Below are 20,191 nucleotides of genomic sequence, written 5' to 3' on the forward strand. Positions count from 1 at the left end.
GGGTTGTTCAAGCTGCAGTTTCGCGAGGTGTGCGGTGATCCCGCCTGCTACTGTCGCCCTGCTCGCGCAGGGACGAGCGGCGACTCTGTGAACGCCCCCTCTGCGCCGAGCGCCCTGGGGAGGGACTTCTTTCGTGATTCGTCCGCTGAACAAGCGGGCCGGGCGCCGTCGGCGCGCGCTCGGCCGTACCGCTCTCACCGTCGCACTCACCGTCACCGCCGGGGGCGGCGCCACCGCGGGGCCGGCCGTCGCCGAGGTACCCGGCGCGTCCGCCGATCCCGTCGTCATCAGCCCGGGCGCACGCTTCGTGCCCCGCGCCACCATCGTCCTGAACGCCGGCGAGACCGGCTTCCTCACCGCACAGGAGGGCGACGACCGCCTGCGCTGGATCGACTACGCCACTGGTGCGACGACCGTCCTCGACCATCGGCTGCCCGAGCCGCTCGCCTACGACGTGGACGACTTCCGCTTCGACAAGTATCCGGCGGACTTCGGCCACGGATCCGACACCGTCGCCCTCTACAAGCAATCCCCGGCCCCGCACGTGACGCTCCAGCAGCGAGCCGGCGGCGGACCGGCGGCCACCGTCCCGATCCCGGAGGGCCAGACGTACGTCGCGACCTACGGCGACACCGTCATCACCCGGACCGGTACCGACAGGGCCGTGACGAGCCTGCACCTCCTGCACCTGGAGAACGGCGAGGTGCGGGACCAGCAACTGGAAGGCCTGCCGGAGGGATGGAGCCTCACCATCAGCGAGGGCGACGCGCGGTCCGTCGCCGTCCGGGGCATCAAATGGGAAGACACCACGATGTCCCAGGGCTGGTGGGTCGTCGACCTCGCTACCGGGAGCGTCAAGGCACTCTCCACGCGCGGCGATAGCGTCTCCTTCGACCGGGACACCGTCTTCCACCTCGGCGCCCCGTCCAGCGACGCCGCGCAGGTGTACCGCCGCGACGACCTGGACGCTGAACCGACCACCCTCGACCTGCGGGACGTGGCCTCCAACGACGACGTCGTCCGGCCCCTCGACGAGGCCTTCGTCACCGTGACCCCGCCCAACCCCGGCGACAACGAGTACCGGGGCAACCAACTCTTGCTGCGCGACGCCACGGGCAGCAGGAAATCCCTGCTGGCCGTCGCCTCCACCTCCCTGCACCGCACGCCCGACGGCTCGCTCCTTGTGGCAGGCGCGGAAGAGCGCACCCCCTACGGGGCCCTCGACTGGGGGTACTACCTCTTCACGCCCGCCACGGACGGCACCGTCGCCCGCAAGCGCCTCGCGGACATCGGGCACCGGGAGGCCGAGCCGGCCGGTATCTCGCTGGGCAGCGGCATTCTCACCACGGCCGACGACTCGAAGCTCTTCATGCCGCACACCTACGTCGGCGGCTACCGGAGTACCTGGCTGAAGACCTCCGGCCGCCCTGAGGAGCTGAACTCGACCGTCGACGGCCTCGTGGAGGGCCGCGACAGCGACTGCGGCGACGCCGAGAACGGCTACTGCGTGACCATGTTCGCGAGCGGCGACGGTCACCACGGCCGCAGGGCCGGAACCGAGCAGGACGTCACCATGCTCTATCGGAACGGCGCCGCTCCTTGGGGTCCGAGGGTGACCTCCGGACTCGGCAGCCCACAACTCATCGACCTCTCCGGCCGGTTCGGTGTCGTGAACCAGGCGTCGGGCGGTGAACAGGCGGTCCTCCACTTCAAGAACGCCGACACCGGGAGCGTGCTCCTGAAGCGAGAGCCGGTCGCGGCCTCCGTCTGGGGCAACACACTGTGGAGCGCCCTCGGCAGGTGGGACAACACCGGCTCGGACGTGCCGACCCAGGTGGCTGCGAAGAACCTGTCCACGGGTGCGGCCGGCGAGTCCTTCGACCCGGGCTGCGTCCCCAGCGGACTCCAGGCCGTGGGACGTTGGGTGTACTGGCGGTGCAGCAACTACTGGCACGACTTCAAGGGCGCCGGCGTCTACGACCGCCAGACGAAGAGCTCCCTGAGGCTCGGCGCCGATTCGACGCTCCTCGGCGACGGCTACCTCGTCCGCCGCTCTGCCGCGACCGGCCTCACTCTCGTCGACCTGCAAGGCGGCCTCCCGGCCAGCGGCAAGGAGGCGGACCTGCCCCAGCGAGTGGTCGCCACCGCCGCCGAGCTCGGGGACCGGACCGGACGCCGGTCCGGGTGGACGGTGGACCGCTTCGGCGGCCACATCGCCTACACGGGCGAGGACCGGCGGGTGCGGATCGTCCCGTCCGGCGTTCCCGCCTCCCGGATCGCCGTCATCGACGCCGACACCCCGGCCGCCGACATCAAGGCCGGGGCCTGGAAGCCGCGGTGGTGGCTGTCGAAGCCGGGTGCCTCCTGGGCACTGGTGCTGAAGCACAAGGCCACCGGGAAGATCGTGCGGACCCTGACCGGAGGCGAGGCCCGGGGTCTGGTCGCGCCGTCGTGGGACTGGAAGGACGCGAGCGGGAAGCTCGTGGTCAACGGGGCCTACACATGGAGCCTGGCCGTCAAGCCGGCCGACGGACAGGGTGTGGACCTCGCGGCCTCCGGGACCGTGGCCGTGCGCGGTGCTGCCCCGGTGTGGCGGGACATGGCCGGGGACGACGGGTTCGGTGACCTGCTGGTGACCGACTCCGTCGGGGCCGTGTCGCTGTACCGGGGGACGGGTACGGGCGGGTTGTCCTCCCGTGTCGCCGGATCCGGTGACCCGTTCGCCGCCAACTCCGTGCTGGTGCCCTTCGGGGACGTGAACGGCGACCGGTGCGGGGACGTGCTGGCGCGGGTCGGGGACCAGCTGCGGGCGTACCGGCCCGGGTGCGGGAAGATCGTCACCGCTTCGTCGCCCTACACGCTGATCGGATCCGGCTGGGGGCAATACGACCAGCTGACGTCGTCCGGCGATGTCAACGGCGACGGATTCGTGGATCTGATTGCCCGGCAGGCGTCCACCGGTGACATGTACTTCTACGCCGGTACGGCCGATCACCGGCTGAAGTCACGGGTGCGGATCGGGACCAACTGGAAGCTGTACAAGCGGATCGCCGGCGCCGGGGACCTGAACGGGGACGGGCGTGGCGACCTGCTCGGCGTCGACTCCGCCGGTGTGCTGTGGCGGTACTACGGGACGTCCACCGGTGGCGTGACCCCGCGGGTGCGCGTTGGCGGCGGGTGGAGCGTCTACTCGGCTCTCGTCGGGACCGGTGACCTGTCCGGTGACGGACGCGCCGATCTGCTGGCTCGGGACACCGCCGGGAAGCTGTGGCGGTACGCCTCCACCGGCTCCGGTACGTACGGCGGCCGGGTGCTGGTCGGCACCGGTGGCTGGAGCGGATTCAAGGGCCTGTTCTGACGCCAAGTGAGGGGAGTTCGCCGTCGGCGCGATCGGTGCGCCGACGGCTGACTCCTTTCATGGGGGTGGCCTCTGCGCCCAGCGGCCGTGCGGCGTCATCATGTCGATGCGCCCGCATGGTCCTCACCGCGGGCTCTACCCCTTCGGAGCCAGCGTTGCCACCGCGTACGCCGCGGCCTCGGCGATGAGGGCCTGGTCGTAGGCGGCGTCCTCCGTGGTCTTGCTGGACATGATCGAGATGACGAGCGGCGCCGACTTCGGGGGCCACACGACGGCGATGTCGTTGAGCGTGCCGTAGGAGCCCGTCCCGGTCTTGTCGGCCACGGTCCAGCCCTTCGGCACGCCCGCCCGGACCCGCGCCGCGTCGGCGCCGGTGGCGAACGCCCGGGGAGACGTGGTGTCGGCCGTTGGGAGGCCGCCGGATACGTCCTCGCTCCCGCGCTGTGCTGCGGGTGTCCTTCGCCAAGGTCGCCGAGTACCAGAAGCGCGGCCTGGTCCACTTCCAAGGCGTCATCCGCCTCGACGGCCCCGACGGCAGCACCCAACCCCCGCCGGCCCACGCCACCTCCGCCATGCTCACCGACGCCATCAGGGCCGCCGCGCCGCGCGCCCGCATCTCCATCGGCTCCGACGCGGTCGGGGAACGCGAACTTACCTGGGGCCAGCAGCTCGACGTGCGCGAAATCACTGCTCTTGGCGCCGCCGCCGAACTGACCGACCAGGCGGTCGCCGCGTACGTGGCGAAGTACGCCACCAAGTCCGCCAACGCTTCCGGCACCCTCGACCGCGCCCTGTTCTGCCGCCCCTGCCAGGGACGCGGCGCCACCGTCCTCCCCCACGGAACCCCGCTCCCGTGCACCGCGTGCGACGGCACCGGGCAGGCCCGGCCGCTGCCCCGGCTCGCCGTCGCCCGGCACGTGCGGCAGATGATCCGCACCTGCTGGGAGCTGGACAGGCTGCCCGAGTTCGCCCACCTCAAGCTCTGGAAGTGGGCGCACATGCTCGGCTTCCGGGGCCACTTCTCCACCAAGTCCCGCTCCTACTCGACCACCCTGGGCGCGCTACGCGACGCCTGCCACGCCTGGCGCACCTCACAGGCCCGCGCCCACGCCGGCCTGCCCGAGCACGACCCGGCCACCACGCTGGTCGTCGGCCAGTGGGACTACCTCGGCTCGGGATACAGCCCCGGCGCCGCGCTCCTCGCCGCCCACGTCTGGCACCGCAGGGAACTGGAACGGCAGTTCGCAGCCGAAGGGGGCTGCTGATGGCCTCGCCCCCGACCACCGTCCCCTGTGCGGAGGCGGCACCGGCGCTGGATCTGCTCACGGTCCCCCAGGTGATGGCCCGCCTCCAGCTCGGCCGCTCCGCCGTCTACGACCTGCTCCGCTCCGGCCAGCTCGCCTCGATCACCCTCGGCCGCGCCCGCCGCATCCCCACCCACGCCCTCACCGACTTCATCCGCGCCCGCCTCGACCAGGAAGCCGCCTGATGACCACGCCCTGCGACCTCAGCCCCTCCCGCCGCATCCGCGCCAACGGTCGACGGAACCGTCTACCAGCGCAAAGACGGACTCTGGGAAGCCGCCGGCTACGTCCTCGCCCCCGGCAACACCCGCAAGCGCATCCGCGTCTACGGCAGCACCCGCAAGGAAGCACTGGCCAAGCTCACCGACAAGATCGCCGCCAGCAACCGCGGCCTCCCCGTCCCCTCCGCGCAGGGCAGCCTGGCCGCGTACCTGACGTACTGGCTGGAGAACGTCGCCGTCCACCACCTCCGCGAGAACACCCACACCCGCTACACCGCCTGCGTCGACCAGTACCTGATCCCCGGCCTGGGCAAGAAGAAGCTCACCAAGCTCACCGCCAAGGACGTCCGCACCTGGCTCAACCAGCTCCGCACCACCTGCCAGTGCTGCACCCGCGGCATCGATAAGGCCCGCGATGAGCCCCGCTGCTGCGCGGCCGGCCAGTGCTGCCACAAGCTGCTCTCCCCGCTGACGCTCACCTACATCCACTCCGTACTCAAGTCCGCCCTGGAACACGCCGTCCGCGAAGAGGAGATCCCGCGCAACGTCGCCCGCAACGTCCGCACCGGCACACCTCGGCCCCAACGCTTCGAACCCCTCACCGCCCACGAAGCCCGCCAGCTCCTCACAGCCGCGGAAGGTCACCGGCTGCACGCCCTGTTCGAACTGGCTCTCCACACCGGACTCCGCAAGGGCGAACTCCTCGGACTGCGCTGGGAAGACCTCAACCTCGACGCAGGCACCGCCGCCATCCGCCGAACGCTTCAGCGCAGCAGTGCAGGCGGGCTCACCACACTGCCCACCAAGACGCGAGCCTCCGAGCGCCGCATCGCCCTCCCAGCCCGCTGCGTCCAGTCGCTGAAGTTCCACCGCGAGCAGCAGCGCGAGCGGGAAACTGCGGGCACCGCGTGGCAGCACAGCGGGCACGTGTTCACCACCGCGCAGGGCGGGCCAATCGATCCGACCAACCTCACGCGCACCTTCACCAGGCTCCTCCGCAAGGCCGGCCTCCGCCGCATCTGCTTCCACGACCTCAGACACTCCACCGCCACCCTGCTCCTGGAACAAGGCGTCGAACTCGTCGTGATCAAGGAACTCATCGGCCACGCCCACATCGGCGTCACCGCCACCGTCTACGCCCACGTCCGGCTCCGCCTCCAGCGCAACGCCATCGACACCCTGAGCACCGCCCTGGACGGGCCTGCCAACGCCGTGTCGACCCGCGACGACGGCGATGACCCGCCGCTGTGCGGAGCCATCGTCCGCTGACGTTGCCGTCAACTACTGTCGTCACCCCATGCAGAAGCCCCGCCAGGGCTCGCCTGACGGGGCTTCATATTTGCTGCTGAAATCCTAGTGAACTCGGAATTCAGCTCTGGGGCATACCCGTTACGCGATCAGACTCGAAACGAGCAAACCCTCTAGAATTGTAAGCCCGGATCAAGTATTCACCTCAATCCGAGGAAGAATCACTTCATCGAGTTCCCTGCCTCTTGGAGAGCCGCACAGATCGCCCACCCCACAGCCTGGACATTCTCGCTGTAGAAGCCGTACCTGTTATGAAACGCCTCTTCCGACGAGCGATTCAAGAAGGCGAACGCCAGGGCCCCATACAACGCCCGAAGGTCGGAGTGACTCAACGCCACCTCAATGTTCGAGCGCGACCGGAAGTCCGCTTCTCGCTCCCTCAGTTCGAGAAGTTCCGCCGACGCGCCACCCGCCACGACGGCCACCACCTCCGAAGAGTGACTGCCGCCATAAAGATCCACGAGCACCCTTCTGGTCAGTTCGAATTGGGCCGGAGCGAGGCTGAGTACGTAGCTTTCACCCGAACGCCTGAGGCGAACCCTCCTATACATGCGGCCTCACCCCAGCGAATTGAAGATGCTATTGAACTCGTCCAACGACTGATGATAAGCGTGAACCATGTAGGAGTTTTGGACGATCGTCACGCCTCTACCCCTTGAATCCACTCTACTCTCATCGCGCCTGGCAGTTGTTCCTGGATTCCTTCGGTCGACATGGGTCATTCCCAAGTCGCGCTGACCAGCCAAGTACCGGCCCAATTCATCCGTGTTGCCGCCGATTCCACTGATGGTGTGATCCGCTGCATCGCTGGCCGAGTTTGAGGTGCGTGGGTGTCCGTGGTTGTGCGGGGTTGTTGCCGTCGCTACTACCGTCAGGCGGTTCAGCCCAAGTAGGGCCTTTCGCGCTGTTCCAGGAAGTGCTGGAGCCTGAGTCGTTGGGTGTGGTGCATCGGCAACTGTTCGATCTCGTCCGGCGGCACGAACCGGAGCTCGGTGGACTCGTCGGAAATCTCCAGCCGGCCGCCAGTGATGCGGGCCGTGAAGCAGACGTTGAACTGGCGGCGGACCTCGCCGTCGGTGTAGGCGATGATGTGTTTCGGGTCGGTGTAGGTGCCGACCAGGCCGGTGATCTCTACGTCGAGGCCGGTCTCTTCCTTGACCTCGCGGACGGCCGTGCCGGGCAGGGAGTCGGTGAGGTCCATGCCGCCGCCGGGCAGGGCCCATAGGTCGTTGTCGCGGCGGCGCTGGAGGAGGATGCGCCCGTGGTCGTCGGTGACGACGGCGGAGGCGGCGACGACCATGCTGTTCGGCTTGGGCGCGTTCGGGTCGTCGTAGTACTCGGTGCGGGCCACGGTCAGCCTTCCTCTCGTACGGGGGTTGCCGTCGTCCACACGGCGTTGAAGCTCTCGGCATAGGTGTCGAACATGCCGCCTGTCTCGTGTCGGCGAAGATGCCATACGGGGGCGGCGTACGCGTTGACGCCCCAGACATGGGCGTTGACGAGTTGCTGGTCGTCGGCGCGGTAGAGGGAGTTGTAGAGCGTGGTGCCGTGGGTGCGGACTTCGATGCCGGGGGTGCTGGCGAGCGGCTTGTAGTGCATGAGCGCGAGGCGGCAGCGGGATTCGATGCCGTGGCCGAACCGCTCTTCCTGGCCGCGGGCTTGGACGGTGTCGCTGTCGGGGTCCCCGATCGCGATGCGGACGGTGCAGCCTTCGGCGGCACGTTCGGAGAGGAGTTCGTTCAGCCGCGGGTACGCCTCGTGGAGGAAGACGGCCGCGTAGACGAGGATGTCGATCCGTTCCCGGGCCTGGGCCATCAGGTCGGTGAACGCCGAGACGGGGAGGTCGGCCCGCTGCTCGTAGAGCGCCACCAACTCAGGGCTGATGGCGCGGGCGGGGCGGGCCTGGCGGAGCGCCGGCCAGAGTGCGTGCACGTCTTCTCCCAGGGCCTTGGCCGCCTGCAGGGCTGTGGCACGGCGTGGGGTGCGCCCGAGGTTCACCCAGCGCTCGACCGACTTGGGGTCGACCTCGACCTGCTGAGCGAGTGCGGCGTACGTCCAGCCTCCGGCTGCCATGACGGCTCGTAGTCTCTCGTTCGGCACGAGTCTCCCCTTTCGTCTCAGGACGGCACTAGGGACGTTCTACACGGTGCAGGACGTCCTGAAGTGGGGTTTGGTGGAGGTTCCTTCGTCCCGGTGACCGGCGTGAGGATCGGTGCCGACCCTGCGGCACCGACGGGCCCAGGGGCACGCATCAACGCGGCCGAGGAGCGTCACCGTGCGAATGAGCGCCACCCCATGTGTTCCCGCCCTGCGACTGGACGCCCGGTCGCGCGCCGCCTTGCCGGGGTGGTCACGATGACGGCCCCCACCCCTGATGCCGACGGGCGCACCGTCTCGCCCGATGTCGGCGGCCTGGTGGTCGACCGGCGGAGCGGCAAGGTGGGCGTGGTGATGGGGCATGTGGGGCCGTACGTGCAGCTTCGGCCACCGCACGGTGGCCTGGAGTGGGACGTGCCGCCCGAGGACGTTCGTCCGCCGACTCCGACGGAGGAGCTGAGCGCGAAGGTGGCCGTGGCCAACCGGCGGTGGGGGTGGTGACCCCTCGCTCGGTCCTGCGCTACGAGACCTGGACTCTCCAGCCCGACCGCGAGCCGGATGCGGAGCCGGTCCTGTACGCGATGCAGTGCGCCGTGGACGGAGAGACCTCGCCGACGAGCGAGGACTTCGCCGAACCGCAGGACTGGGTGCTGCGGCATTGCGGTCAGAACCCGTCCCACCACACCTACCGGGAGATCATCACCCGCCCGTGGCGGACCTGGCGCCAGACGTGACCCGCCTCGCTCGCCCAGGCGCCGCACCGCGCTGACCCACCCGACTCCCGTCCCTGCCGGGCGCGGCCGATCGAGGCTCCCCCTCCTCGTCAGCCCTGGCAGGGGCGGGCCCTTACGTGCGTGCCGTGCCCATGGCCATGCGGTTCGGGCCTCAGCCGCAGAAAGTCAGCCACGACGGCGGGCGCGCCGACCGATTACCCGCCACGTGTGTCTCGCTCAACCCCGCACCGGCATCAGCCCAGTTATCTCCATCGTCACGGCCCCCAGCCAGGCAGCAACCATGGGCGTCCGGGACGGCGCGATCCCGCCGGGCAGCCATTCAGGTGCCCGGCCAGTCTGCTGCTGAGCGGTCGGGACCGGGGCTTCCGATTGGCGGTCCGGCTTACGCTCCCGGGCTCTGCGCGCCGAGTGGTCGGCGGCCGTCGCCCGCGGGGCGGCAGACAGGAGCGGGCGGCGGTCACCGGCCGCCGGCGCGCGGCGGCCCGCGTCAGCGGGACGCCCTTAGATCAAGTAAAGAAACTCTGAACAGCTCACCCTGCGCCCCACCGCTCCACCGCGTGCGATCGGTTTCAGCACGTCGGCGCCTGCCCTCATCCAGGCGATCATGCAGGTGTTGGGTCTCGGTGACGGGGCCCCGGCGCTTCGACCCCCTCACCGCCGACGGAGCCTGCCAATTCCTCACAACCGCGCGTGGACACCGGCTCCATGCGCTGTTCGAACCTGTCAGCGACGAGTCAACCGCGGCAACGACGCAGACCCGCCGCCGTGCGGAGCCACCGTCCACTGACGTTGCCGTCAACTACTGCCGTCACCCCACGCAGAAGCCCCGCCAGGACACACCCGGCGGGGCTTCAAATTTGCTATCGCGACTAAAGGATGACTTCTGGGAGACTCACGCCAAAGAGTCAGCCTCAGCAAGATTCTCGGCGATCATCCCTCGGAAGAAATCCGAGAAGGTTCGATATCTTTCGATTTCCCCGCCAGCAAGCCAGATAACCGGCGCCGTTCGATTCGACCCACTCGCACACGGCATGACGAGGATGTCGATGTCCGTTCGTGACGCACCGATGGGAATCAGGCGGGAGAAATCCCCTCCTCGCTCAATCTGCACCTCATCCTCGATCACACGCACGAGTTCCTCGGCCTCGGCGTAAGCGACACTACCGAAGTCCGCCGTCCCAAACAGGTCGATGTCCTGCAAGATGGCCGGCCAACCGTCCGCATGCAGCAGGAAATCGGCATACTCAGGGTCCACAGGACAGTGTGTCACTGTAGCGATCTCCGCGATCCGCTCCGATGCGGCCGGAGGCTGACGTGACTCATGCCGCCAGAGCCCATCTCGGTCGCTGACCGCCAACCTACGCTTAGCCGTTTCCATTTCTGCAAAAAGCGCCGACCAATCAGACACCGCTACCCCTGTTATCTACGAGTACGAACCTCCTAGGACTGCACCCCACCGGGCAGCGCTGCCCTTGGGCAGAAAGACTACTGTTCACCCGCTTAGTCATATCGATCCAGGTTGGCGGCTTCCCATGACCCAGCCACATCGCATCTGGCGCATGCCCGGCAACACCAGAGTAGGGAGTTCCGGCCGCCGCCGCACGACGCCGCTCGCCCGCCGCCTCACGGGGTCGGATCAGACCGGCAGCGCTTACGTCAACGTGAAGCTCGGCGCCGGAAACGCGGTGAAGTTCTCACTGGGCAGGGCAGCTCTTCGGCGGAGCTCTTCGTTACTCCGGACCGGTCCCTGCTGACCGCGAGAGACACCATTTGGCCGGTCTTCATCGATCCGTCCATCACCGGCAAGACCAAGAACTGGACCACGGTCTACCAAAAGCACCCCACCTCCAGCTTCTACGACGGCGCCAACTACAACAGCGGCACGACCGAGGCGCGCGTCGGCTACGAGTCGACCACAAATGGCCTGTCCCGCTCCTTCTTCCGCCTCGGCTGGTCCACCAGTTTCAAAGGCGCGACGGTCAATTCCGCCACCATCAGGCTGCGGGAGACCTACGCCTGGTCGTGCCAGCCCCGAGAGATGCAGGTATGGCACACCGCGGGGATCTCTCCATCAACCACCTGGAACCAGCAACCCTCCAAAGAGACCCACATCTGGACCGATTCCTTCGCGAACGGCTACAACTCCCAGTGCCCGGACGCATATGTCGACGTCAGCGCCAAGTCCATTGCACAAAAAGCCGCCGACGGAGGGTGGTTGAGCTTCACCATGGGCCTGTACGCCACCAACGAGACTTCCTCGTACTCCTGGAAGAAGTTCACCGCAGAGGGTGAGTCCGCGCCCAAGATCATCATCAGCTACAACCGAAAGCCCGCTGAACCCACCAAACTGACGATGGAACCGGGTCCGGACTGCGACACCACGAGCCCGTACGCATCCGTCGGCAAGAGCGACCTGACCTTCGCGGCACACAGTTCCGACCCTGATGGTGATCTGGAGAACCTCCACTTCGCCGTATGGCAGTCCGGAAGCAGTGCACGGATCTACGACAGCAACAGGCTGGTCGACACCTCCACGGGCAACGCCAGCATCACACTGGACGGCGCCGATGGAACCAGTACCAATTTCTACAACGGGAAGACATACTTCTGGGCCGTACGTGCCATCGACTCCACTGGTGCAGCCTCCACCTACGCGCCACCCGGTGTCGTCAACTGCGGCTTCGTCTATGACGCAACTGCGCCCAACTCACCGAAGGTGACCTCCACCACGTTCCCTGAGGACGACGGAAGCGGAAAGGACTGGAGCGAAGCCAAGTTCGGCACTTCGGGAGCCTTCACGTTCAGTCCGGACGGCTCGACGGACACGGTGCGCTACAGCTATTCCTTCAACTCAGGGGCATACGACAAAAGTGTCAGTGTCAGCGCCGGTGCCTCTGCCACTGTCACCCTCAAGCCTCCGACATCTGCACTGAACGTCCTCTACGTGAAGGCCCACGACTCCGCAGGCAACTCCTCACCCACCCCCACCAAATTCCTGTTCTACGTCTCTCCCCGAGACACCGGCGACGCACCCGGTGATCTCACCGGTGACGCGCAACCCGATCTCCTCGCCGTCGACGGGGCCGGAAACCTGCGGCAGTACGCCGGCGACAAGGGTGACGTCAACATTCACATGCCTGCAGCCCACGGCAACGACACCCTGGTCGAGGACGGCTTGTGGGTCGGAGCCGACGGCAAGCCCGCACTGATCAGTCACGCGACGGACTGGTACCCCGGCGACGGCATCAACGATCTTCTCGCCCGTATGCCCGACGGCAGGCTCTACCTCTACCCGGGCGACGGATACGGCGGCTTCGACGTCGGCCGACGCCTGGTGGTCCAGATGCCCCAAGGTGCACCCGACCCGGCGACTCTCACTCAGATCAAGGTAGTGGGGGACATCACAGGCGACAGGCGACCGGACGCCTTCGCCAAGATCGGCATCCAACTCTGGGCGTTCACCGGATACACCGGCGGCGCCTTCACGGAAGCACGGCTGCTCGCCAACGGCAGCTGGGACACCCGTGACATTGTCAATGTCGCCGACATATCAGGAGACGGTGTCGCCGACCTTCTCTGGCGCGGCGAAGAAGCAGGTCGCGGGCTCCTCCTGCGCCATGGAAAGCCCGCTTCAGGTGGTGGCGTCGACCTGAATTCCCTGGCTCTGGCGGCCGACTCCGGAACCGGTGCCGACGAGCTGTACGGCAGTGGCGGCTGGAGCAGAACCATGATGCCCATGCTGCACGGGACGCCCGACGCCACTGGAGATGGCGTTCCCGACTTGTGGGCTGTCACGACGGAAGGGCTGCTCTACTTCTACCCGGGCAAGTCCACCACTCACGACGTCCGCATTACTGCCGGCGAGGCCGGCTGGGCAGCTCTGAAGATCTTGGGCTGAGCAGGGAACCATGACGCGGGGGATCGGCACATCGCCGGTCCCCCGATCCGTTCACCTGACCTGCACATCGAACTCGTGCGGTTGCCGAGATTTTTGCCAGGCGGTGCCGCCGAGGGGGCTCACTCGACACATGAGCCGCCCTGGTCGCCGCTGTAGGTGGACTTTCGCCACTCCATCGTGCCCCCCCCATAGCGTTCCTCCAGGCCCCTGTCCCAAATCCCGAGTTCGCCGAGATGCGGCGCACCGCGCCGGTCTGGTGGTGCGAACAGCCCGCCGGCATCTCCGGCTTCGACGACGAGGGCTACTGGGTCGTCACCCGGCACGCGGACGTCCGGCACGTCTCCACGCACCCGGAGCTCTTCTCCTCCTGGACCAACACGGCCGTCATCCGCTTCAACGAGTCCATCAGCCGTGACCAGATCGAGGTCCAGAAGCTGATCATGCTGAACATGGACCCGCCCGCGACCTTCCCGGACAACCCACCCAGCATGTCGACACCTTCTGGAGCAAGGTCCGGCGCGACACGCGGTGGCGGACGTTGACGACTCGTGAGCTGAAGGTGCGGGTCTCGACGAGGAGGCCGGGCGGGCATCGCCCTGCACCGCCGACAGCGCCCAGTAGAGCATCGTCCGGTACAGCCGTCGTCCCAGCAGGTGACCCAAGGGCGGTCCGCGACTGCTGCCGGTACCGCCCCCGCCCTGCCCTACGCGACCACGGCGTCGGAAACAGTACGGAAACCGAGCCGACGGTTACCGAACTACCGTACGAGGGAAAAGGTTTGAGCGAGCCCTGTTCGATGGGCGCGCCCTTTTTCGAATTCCCCCCTGGTCATGCACCGGCTCGTGGGCGGCTCCGGAGCGAATCGGAGGGTTCTTCGCGACCCCTCCGAAATAATGCGCGCTTCACATCACGCGGAACTACGGTCGCTTCGTCATTGACGGTCCGTCCGCGGCGCAGGACGGTGTGAGTGGATTCATTCACGGGGACGCTGTTCCTCTGAGTGAACCGGTCGGACAGATACCTGCTGTCGATCCCCCGCGACGGTTTCTTCCCACTCGGGGTGTCCTCTGCACGATGAGTTCGCTCTTTCCCGCAACTCGTTGCCCGAGGTCCTTTCCGGGAGGGGTTCTCGCGTCGCCATACGTCATGGTCTGACATTTTCAGGCCCTCGTGCTCGGAAAAAAACAAACCCAGACACAAAGGAGGCATCATGACACCGAACCGTCCGACCGTCAGAAGCTGGAGGGGCCGCGGTTTCCTGGTAGCGGTCCTGGTGGCGGTCATGACCCTGTTCACGGCGCAGGGCACCGCATGGGCGGCCGCACCGGACTTCGCTACCCACGTCGACTACGCAACAGGGGGTGCTCCCACAGACGTTCTGGTAGCCGACTTCGACGAGGACGGCTTCGACGACCAAGCCACGGTCGACTCGGACGACGACACGCTGTCGGTGCTGCTGGGCAACGGAGACGGCACCTTCGACGCCAAGGTCGCCTACGCCATCGGTGACTATCCCGACGGAATCCAGCTCGGCGACTTCAACGAGGACGGCGACATCGACCTGGTGACGGCCGACACCCTCGACAACACGGTGTCCATCCTCCTGGGCAACGGAGACGGCACCTTTGACGCCAGGGTCACGTACGGCACCGCCACATGGCCCTACAAGCTGGCCACGAACGATTTCGACGAGGACGGCAACGCCGACCTGGCCGTCACCGCCTCCGACGGGGCAGCCGTGTCGATCCTGCTGGGCAATGGGGACGGGACGTTCGACACCAAAGTCGACTACGGAACGGGGACAAGTCCGTACGGTGTGGCGACAGCCGATTTCGACGAGGACGCCAACGTCGACCTGGTGGTGTCCAACTTCGGTTCCGACACCGTATCGGTGCTGCTGGGTAACGGGGACGGGACGTTCGACACCAAAGTCGACTACACGACGGGACCCCTGCCGAATCAGGCCGTGGTGGGCGACTTCGACGTCGATGGCAACGTAGACGTGGCGGTTGCCAATCTGGACAGTGCCTCTTTGTCGGTTCTGCTGGGCAATGGTGACGGCACATTGGACACCAAAGTCGACTACACCACGGGTTCCGGACCGTTCTCGTTGGCCGTCGCCGACCTTGACGGTGACTCGGCTCTCGACCTCATGACGGGTGACGGCTTCGACAACACCGTCTCGGTACTCCCGGGCAACGGGAACGGCACCTTCGCCACCAAGGTGGCCTTCGCTGTCGACGAGGCACCGTTCGGCGTGGCGGTGGGGGAGTTCAACGAGGACACCCGTCCTGACGTGACAACCGCCAGTTACACCGAGGACTCGCTATCGGTGCTCCTCAACACCACGACGCCGTAGAGGCGGACGGCGCCACAGCCATCCGGCGCCGGGGTCTTTCGTTCGGATCAGGCCCGCGAGCCGGCCTGGCCCGAACGAGAGGCCCTGAGGCCTGTCCCATAATCCCCCGCGGGCCAGGGATGACGGGGCAGCCATCAGGCGACCGAGTGCGTCACCGTGCCGGTGTAGGCACCTGCCACCGCGGAGGCAGGCACCGACATCACCAGCGTCGGCCGCCAGACCACCGCAGTGCTGCTCATCTGGCCCAGATAGGTGAAGGCCGTGCGCGGGACGTCCAGGGTCTCCGCGTCGGTCGAGGTGGGCTGACCTGGGGTCCAGGTGCCAGTGCCCGATGACGAGACCATCGGGCCGGACCAGTACGAGAGCCTTGAACGTGAAATCGTCTCGCCCGCCGTGCCGCTCCCGGTGGTGAAGTTGCCTGCCGACACCGTCGCGGTCCACCGGCGAGCACCGCCGTTGGCCACACGCACCTGCCCGAGCTGCACGGTCATCGTCTGCCCTGGCTGCGCCGCCCCCATGGTCGCCGAGGCAGGCGCGGTCACCGAGGGGGCCAGCAGAGCCTGCGGAATCGCGAACACCCGGCCGACTGTCCTGGCTTCCGCCTCAGCGGCCCCTCCCGGAGGCCCCACCAGGCAGCTCACGCACATCATGCCTTGGACCCCGATCCGCAACGCGAGTCGGGGCCACGAGGAGCATCGCACTCCCACCCTGCTCCCTTCAAAGCCCCATCATTGGACCGATTGTCACCACGTCTCCGGTGGCCGGGGGCGTCATGCGCGCGGTGTCGGCGATCCGTCAGGGCAGTTCACCCCTTCAGCCGTGGCACCGCTCATCGCCGGCTCTGCGCCGATCGTCTGCGCCGCAGGACGAAAAGGACCCCGGCGGCGCCCACCCCGGTGGACACAAGACCCGCCGTGCCGTACCAGAACTTACGGTCCGAAAGATCCCCCAGCCACGCCAAGGCCGTGCCACCGGGCTCCGGGAAGCTCAAGCGGCTGGTGAAGCTGCGCTTGACCCGTCCACTTTCCAGGTGCAGCCGTGCTGTCCACGGACCTGCGGGCAGACGCCTGCCGAGGTCGACGCGAACCGTCCCCGCACCCCCGGGAGGCAGCGTCGTGCCTTCGGTCACCGGATGTCCGCCCGCCTCCAGCCCGTCGGGGCCGTGCGAGAGATAGAGCTTCCCCTTCAGATCCAGCGCCCGCCTGCCCGTGTTGCGTACATGGGCCACGACACTCGGCCGGCCGTCCTCGCTCCGCAGGGTGACGAGCTTGTGGATCTTGAAGTCGGCATACTCTCCACTGTCGCCGATGTCCAGATACACCCGCGTGCCTACGCGGGTGACGCTTCCGATGTTGTGAGTGGCGTCCGGCGGGGTTCCGCTCTCCGCCCACACGACCGCATAGCGCTCACCCGGCGCCGCCGTCTCCGGCACCTTGATCGTGACACGGGCCTCGGCCTTCTCCCGCGGTGCCAGACGCAGGACCGGAGGGTCGACGCGGGTCCATTCGCTCAGTTCGTTGGGTGCCCGGCCCTCGGCGAAGGTGAACCTGTTCTCGGCGATCTCGGCACCAGCCGGATACAGGCTCACCCGACGCGGGACTCCGGTCTCGTTGCTCACCTCGAACCGCCGTTGGATGGTGGTTCCCGGCTTCAGATGGTCGACGATGTACTGCAGCGCTCGTGGATCGTCCCGTCGCACCACCGGAGCTTCGAGGAGACGGAAGCCGATGAACCCTGCATCGGCCGAATCCTCGGAGGGGGCGGCCGATGCCGAGTCGGACAAGACAAGGGATGCGCCCATGAGCACGGCCAGGGCCGCGCCCAGGATCCGGAACAGCGTCGATGGTTTCTGCACGTCGTCAGGTGCTCACGCCACCGAGTGGGTGATGACGCCGGAATAGGCACCGGACACGTTGCTCGCCGGCACGGTGACGGTCAGCTGCGGGTTCCAGCTGACTGAGTTCGCGCCGTCACCGCTGGTGCGGGAGAACGCCGTACGGGCCGAGGCGAGACTTCCCGCCGTACCGGCGGTGTGCGGCGGATTGGTCTCGGCGGTCGCTGCGCCGGGGGCATAGTTCACATTGGCACCCGAAATCGTCTCCGGGGCCGTGCCGGTACCCGTCGTGAAGGGCGTGCTCAGCGACACCGTGGAAGTCCACGTCGTGCTCAGCTGGGAACGCTGGTCGTTCACCGTCACCGTGCCCAGGGCCCCAGTTGCCTGACCACCCGGAGCCGCGTCGGACAGAGTGCTACTGCCGGGCGCGCTGGCGGTCAAGCCCGTCGTCGCCGTCACCGTGAACGTGGTAGTAGTGTCGACCGCCGTCGCAGGCGCGGACGTCAGCATGACAGCGCCGGACGCCACGACAGCGGCAACGGCGGCATTTCGAAAGCGCATATTTGCTCCGAGCTGGCGTGATCGGTTCGTCGGACTCTTCCCCGCCATACCACCTCCGATCCCCGAGAAGCGCTTCAGCAGTCACCCCATGGTGCTACGGAGTGGGGCCGAACAGCCCACCGCCGTCTCCCGGGCGGGTACCTCCGGCCCAGGTCCGGTCGGCGGTCCGGCGCCGACCTGCAGGTCGTGGTGCCAGGGACGCCCTTGACGGCGGGGAGCTCCTGGTCGGCGCACGTGGCCTGGACGTCGGAGCGTCCGCTTCCCGCAACTGTCCGGTCGGAACTCCGGTCGCGGGTCACGGGTGGATGCCCACAGGGCTTCCCCGGCACAGCGCCACTTGGTGGAGTGCGACGGCGAGTCTCCGCCGAAGAACCGCTCTGCCGGAGACCCCTGAGCGTCCGGCCTACCCCCGCGGAGCCAGCGTTGCCACCGCGTACGCTGCGGCCTCGGCGATGAGGGCCTGGTCGTAGGCGGCGTCCTCCGTGGTCTTGCTGGACATGATCGAGATGACGAGCGGCGCCGACTTCGGGGGCCACACGACGGCGATGTCGTTGAGCGTGCCGTAGGAGCCCGTCCCGGTCTTGTCGGCCACGGTCCAGCCCTTCGGCACGCCCGCCCGGACCCGCGCCGCGCCGGCACCGGTGGCGTTGCGCTCCAGCAGGTCGCGAAGGAAGGCGCGTTTCGCGGGCGGCAGGGCGTCGCCCAGCACGATCTCGCGGTAGTCGGAGCCGAACGCCCGTGGGGACGTGGTGTCGCGGGGATCGCCCGGCGCGGCCTCCGTGATCAGCGGCTCGATCCGGTCCATGCGGGTGACCGCGCCGCCGAGGCCGCGTGCGTACGCCGTCAGCTCGGCCGGCCCGCCGAGGTCGCGGAGCAGCAGGTTGCCCGCGGTGCCGTCGCTGTAGCGGACGGCCGCGTCGCAGAGCTGGCGGATCGTCATACCGGTGGAGACGTGGCGCGGCGTGATGGACGCGTTCTTCAGCAGGTCCGCCTCGGTGTACCTGACGAGCGTGTCCAGGTGGGACAGCGGGTTCCTGTCCAGCACCGCGGCTGCCGCGAGGCCCTTGAACGTGGAGCAGAACGCGAACCGTTCGTCGGCCCGGTGGGCCATGACCTCGCCGCTGCCGGTGGCGAGGGCGTACATGCCGAGGCGGGCGTCGTACGTCCGCTCCAGCTCGACCAGCCGGTCGTGCCGATGAGCAGGCGAAAAGGAGGAGGCGGAGGAGGACGGGGCCGCCGGCGGCGAAGAAGCCGGGACCGGCTTGCTCCTGGCGCACCCGGCCAGGGGTAACAGCACCGCCGCGCCGAGGAGGGCGCGGCGTGTGACGGCCGGTCCCGAGGACGTCATGACGCCCGGAGGCCCCCCCTGGCCGCCGCCGCGACGAACGCGGCGAAGGCGTCCCGGGAGACGTGGAGCGCGGGGCGGCGGACGTCCTTGGAATCCCGCACGGCGACACCGTGGGCGATGTCGGCGCACTCGACGCAGTCGCCGCCCTGGTCGCTGCTGTAGCTCGACTTGCGCCAGGCGGCGCCGCCGAGGGGGGCGCACTCGACGCATGAGCCGCCCTGGTCGCCGCTGTAGGTGGACTTACGCCACTTCGTCGTGCTCCCCATAGCGCTCCTCCATGATGTCCCGGATCAGCTGCGCCGAGTCCTTGATGGAGAGGGCTGCGGCCTGCAGGTGATCGTAACGGAGCGAACAGTCCTTGACCGTTTCCGGGTTGGCCGTCGGATGGCCGGCCGCGTAACCCTCGGTGTAAAGGATGGACGGATCACTCGTGAAGCGGAACAGGTCGAATGAGCCTTGCAGTCCGGCATGGACACCGGCCTTGAACGGCAACACCTGGATGTTCACTCGCGGGTCGTCCGTGTAGGACAACAGGTGCCGCAGTTGAGTCCGCATCACCTCCCGGCCGCCGATCTCCTGTCGAAGCGCGGCCTCGCCGAAGATTGCCCACAGGACAGGCGGCGCCTGCTTCTCAAAGATGCTCTGACGCGCAAGACGAACCGTCGTGCGGTCGTCCAGGTTGGCCACCTCCATCGCCCCCAGTACCGCACGAGCGTAGCCCCGCGTCTGCAACAGTCCGTGCACCAAGTGCGTGTGGAAGGTGCAGATCTCCGTCGCCCGCGCCTCCAGCTCCGCCACCTGCTGGAACCAGGCCGGAAGTTGACTGCGCAGGACCAGACCCAGCAGCCGCGACAGCAGCCCGCCGGTGCCCAGCGCCGCGTCGACGCGTTCGCTGAACTCCGCCGTCGGCAGCTTCCGCGCCGTCTCCACCTGCCCCACCAGCGAGCCCGTGTAGTTCACGATCGCGCCGAGCTGCTTCTGCGTCAGGCCCGCCGTCTCGCGGTGTCTGCGCAGCTCGTAGCCGTAGTAGTCGAGCGGTGACGCGGCCGGGTCGAGGGCGTTGAGGTGGCGGATGTCGGGCATGGCGGACCCCTCGTTCAACTGCGGCAACTGCACCGCACGTTGCGTACGTTCGGTGGCCGAGCGTAGTCACCGCAGGCCACGGTCGT

16 protein-coding genes and 4 pseudogenes are annotated in these 20,191 nt (G+C 67.9%); 9 read left to right on the plus strand and 11 right to left on the minus strand.

The window, feature by feature from the left end; genetic code table 11:
- The first annotated feature begins 133 nt into the window (after window positions 1-133).
- Window positions 134-3,358, plus strand: coding sequence for an FG-GAP-like repeat-containing protein (locus MDN94_RS00600; protein ID WP_482724055.1), 3,225 nt, complete (start codon window positions 134-136; stop codon window positions 3,356-3,358).
- Window positions 3,359-3,493: 135 nt separating this feature from the next.
- On the opposite strand, the pseudogene MDN94_RS00605 reads toward MDN94_RS00600, so the two are convergent.
- Window positions 3,494-3,709: pseudogene (locus MDN94_RS00605) on the minus strand (serine hydrolase); the annotation flags it as partial.
- A gap of 83 nt (window positions 3,710-3,792) precedes the next feature.
- On the opposite strand from MDN94_RS00605, the pseudogene MDN94_RS00610 reads away from it, so the two are divergent.
- The 3 genes and pseudogenes from MDN94_RS00610 to MDN94_RS00620 all read left to right on the plus strand — a co-directional run.
- Window positions 3,793-4,623: pseudogene (locus tag MDN94_RS00610) on the plus strand (replication initiator); the annotation flags it as partial.
- Entirely contained in the window at window positions 4,623-4,847 is a 225-nt protein-coding gene (locus tag MDN94_RS00615) for a helix-turn-helix domain-containing protein (protein WP_482724056.1), read from the plus strand. The pseudogene MDN94_RS00610 and the gene MDN94_RS00615, both read left to right, overlap by 1 nt.
- A pseudogene (locus tag MDN94_RS00620) lies at window positions 4,847-6,152 on the plus strand (tyrosine-type recombinase/integrase). Before MDN94_RS00615 ends, MDN94_RS00620 begins: the two are co-directional and overlap by 1 nt.
- Before the next feature lie 200 nt (window positions 6,153-6,352).
- On the opposite strand, the gene MDN94_RS00625 reads toward MDN94_RS00620, so the two are convergent.
- The 3 genes from MDN94_RS00625 to MDN94_RS00635 all read right to left on the minus strand — a co-directional run bounded on the left by MDN94_RS00625 (window position 6,353) and on the right by MDN94_RS00635 (window position 8,264).
- The gene (locus tag MDN94_RS00625; protein WP_482724057.1) at window positions 6,353-6,742 is read right to left on the minus strand and encodes a hypothetical protein; all 390 of its coding nucleotides are present in this window, start codon (window positions 6,740-6,742) and stop codon (window positions 6,353-6,355) included.
- 329 nt (window positions 6,743-7,071) lie between these two features.
- The gene (locus MDN94_RS00630) at window positions 7,072-7,542 is read right to left on the minus strand and encodes an NUDIX domain-containing protein (protein WP_482724058.1); all 471 of its coding nucleotides are present in this window, start codon (window positions 7,540-7,542) and stop codon (window positions 7,072-7,074) included.
- Between the two features lie 2 nt (window positions 7,543-7,544).
- A complete protein-coding gene (locus MDN94_RS00635; RefSeq protein ID WP_482726959.1) occupies window positions 7,545-8,264 on the minus strand; it encodes an XRE family transcriptional regulator in 720 nt (239 codons plus the stop codon).
- Window positions 8,265-8,537: 273 nt separating this feature from the next.
- On the opposite strand from MDN94_RS00635, the gene MDN94_RS00640 reads away from it, so the two are divergent.
- Together MDN94_RS00640 and MDN94_RS00645 are read left to right on the plus strand one after the other, a co-directional pair.
- A complete protein-coding gene (locus MDN94_RS00640) occupies window positions 8,538-8,789 on the plus strand; it encodes a hypothetical protein (RefSeq protein ID WP_482724059.1) in 252 nt (83 codons plus the stop codon).
- The gene (locus MDN94_RS00645) at window positions 8,777-9,022 is read left to right on the plus strand and encodes a DUF7848 domain-containing protein (RefSeq protein WP_482724060.1); all 246 of its coding nucleotides are present in this window, start codon (window positions 8,777-8,779) and stop codon (window positions 9,020-9,022) included. Before MDN94_RS00640 ends, MDN94_RS00645 begins: the two co-directional genes overlap by 13 nt.
- Before the next feature lie 892 nt (window positions 9,023-9,914).
- On the opposite strand, the gene MDN94_RS00650 is transcribed toward MDN94_RS00645, so the two are convergent.
- Window positions 9,915-10,400, minus strand: coding sequence for an SMI1/KNR4 family protein (locus MDN94_RS00650; protein ID WP_482726960.1), 486 nt, complete (start codon window positions 10,398-10,400; stop codon window positions 9,915-9,917).
- 141 nt (window positions 10,401-10,541) lie between these two features.
- Between MDN94_RS00650 and MDN94_RS00655 the strand changes: the two genes are divergently transcribed.
- The 3 genes and pseudogenes from MDN94_RS00655 to MDN94_RS00665 all read left to right on the plus strand — a co-directional run bounded on the left by MDN94_RS00655 (window position 10,542) and on the right by MDN94_RS00665 (window position 15,279).
- A complete protein-coding gene (locus MDN94_RS00655) occupies window positions 10,542-12,920 on the plus strand; it encodes a DNRLRE domain-containing protein (RefSeq protein ID WP_482724061.1) in 2,379 nt (792 codons plus the stop codon).
- 188 nt (window positions 12,921-13,108) lie between these two features.
- Window positions 13,109-13,381 (plus strand): annotated as a pseudogene (locus tag MDN94_RS00660) (steroid C27-monooxygenase); the annotation flags it as partial.
- Window positions 13,382-14,130: 749 nt separating this feature from the next.
- Entirely contained in the window at window positions 14,131-15,279 is a 1,149-nt protein-coding gene (locus MDN94_RS00665) for an FG-GAP repeat domain-containing protein (RefSeq protein WP_482724062.1), read from the plus strand.
- 134 nt (window positions 15,280-15,413) lie between these two features.
- Here MDN94_RS00665 and MDN94_RS00670 read toward each other — a convergent pair whose 3' ends face one another.
- From MDN94_RS00670 to MDN94_RS00695, 6 genes are all read right to left on the minus strand, one after another.
- A complete protein-coding gene (locus MDN94_RS00670; protein WP_482724063.1) occupies window positions 15,414-15,857 on the minus strand; it encodes a hypothetical protein in 444 nt (147 codons plus the stop codon).
- 251 nt (window positions 15,858-16,108) lie between these two features.
- Entirely contained in the window at window positions 16,109-17,134 is a 1,026-nt protein-coding gene (locus MDN94_RS00675) for a COG1470 family protein (protein WP_482724064.1), read from the minus strand.
- 12 nt (window positions 17,135-17,146) lie between these two features.
- Window positions 17,147-17,674: a hypothetical protein gene (locus tag MDN94_RS00680; protein ID WP_482724065.1), complete on the minus strand. Its 528-nt coding sequence runs from the start codon at window positions 17,672-17,674 to the stop codon at window positions 17,147-17,149.
- A gap of 403 nt (window positions 17,675-18,077) precedes the next feature.
- Window positions 18,078-19,022 carry a class A beta-lactamase gene (gene bla / locus MDN94_RS00685; protein WP_482724066.1) on the minus strand — a complete coding sequence of 315 codons (945 nt, stop codon included), beginning with the start codon at window positions 19,020-19,022 and terminating at the stop codon, window positions 18,078-18,080.
- Window positions 19,019-19,288 carry a DUF397 domain-containing protein gene (locus MDN94_RS00690; protein ID WP_482724067.1) on the minus strand — a complete coding sequence of 90 codons (270 nt, stop codon included), beginning with the start codon at window positions 19,286-19,288 and terminating at the stop codon, window positions 19,019-19,021. The genes bla and MDN94_RS00690 overlap by 4 nt, the downstream gene beginning before the upstream one ends.
- A complete protein-coding gene (locus MDN94_RS00695) occupies window positions 19,263-20,105 on the minus strand; it encodes a helix-turn-helix domain-containing protein (protein ID WP_482724068.1) in 843 nt (280 codons plus the stop codon). The genes MDN94_RS00690 and MDN94_RS00695 overlap by 26 nt, the downstream gene beginning before the upstream one ends.
- Window positions 20,106-20,191 lie beyond the last annotated feature (86 nt).

Source organism: Streptomyces sp. WAC00040 (assembly GCF_056835925.1).

Excerpts from the sequence above, each read along its gene's own strand:
- MDN94_RS00650 (WP_482726960.1), bottom strand. The coding sequence starts at position 10,400 with ATGGAAACGGCTAAGCGTAGGTTGGCGGTCAGCGACCGAGATGGGCTC.
- MDN94_RS00690 (WP_482724067.1), bottom strand. The coding sequence starts at position 19,288 with ATGGGGAGCACGACGAAGTGGCGTAAGTCCACCTACAGCGGCGACCAG.
- MDN94_RS00635 (WP_482726959.1), bottom strand. The coding sequence starts at position 8,264 with ATGGCAGCCGGAGGCTGGACGTACGCCGCACTCGCTCAGCAGGTCGAG.
- MDN94_RS00615 (WP_482724056.1), top strand. The coding sequence starts at position 4,623 with ATGGCCTCGCCCCCGACCACCGTCCCCTGTGCGGAGGCGGCACCGGCG.
- bla (WP_482724066.1), bottom strand. The coding sequence starts at position 19,022 with ATGACGTCCTCGGGACCGGCCGTCACACGCCGCGCCCTCCTCGGCGCG.
- MDN94_RS00625 (WP_482724057.1), bottom strand. The coding sequence starts at position 6,742 with ATGTATAGGAGGGTTCGCCTCAGGCGTTCGGGTGAAAGCTACGTACTC.
- MDN94_RS00695 (WP_482724068.1), bottom strand. The coding sequence starts at position 20,105 with ATGCCCGACATCCGCCACCTCAACGCCCTCGACCCGGCCGCGTCACCG.
- MDN94_RS00665 (WP_482724062.1), top strand. The coding sequence starts at position 14,131 with ATGACACCGAACCGTCCGACCGTCAGAAGCTGGAGGGGCCGCGGTTTC.
- MDN94_RS00680 (WP_482724065.1), bottom strand. The coding sequence starts at position 17,674 with ATGCGCTTTCGAAATGCCGCCGTTGCCGCTGTCGTGGCGTCCGGCGCT.